The 212-nt window shown below is 47.6% G+C and carries 1 pseudogene; it reads left to right on the top strand.

Features of this window, described 5'->3' with window-relative positions:
* Window positions 1–212, top strand: a pseudogene (locus tag A3766_RS30825) (OmpA family protein); the annotation flags it as partial.

Genomic DNA, 212 nt, shown 5'->3' with positions numbered 1-212 from the left:
CCTATGAAACCGGGTAAAGCGGCGTTAGTGGTTGAGGCTTCATCTTGGAAGCCGGGCAAGGTAATTCAGGATCTGGGTTATGTCGACGTTGTAGATAGTGATCAGCCTTTAAGTGTGCCTAGAGCTAAAGCGACTAATATGATGCAGGGCCTATTAGAAGGCATGACGCCAACTTTTACCCGGAAAGCTTGGTACAGCGATGATTCAATCAG

This window comes from Oleiphilus sp. HI0132, from assembly GCF_001635845.1.
The sequence above is the reverse complement of the archived record's forward strand: the minus strand, read 5'-3'. Positions and strand labels throughout refer to the sequence as shown.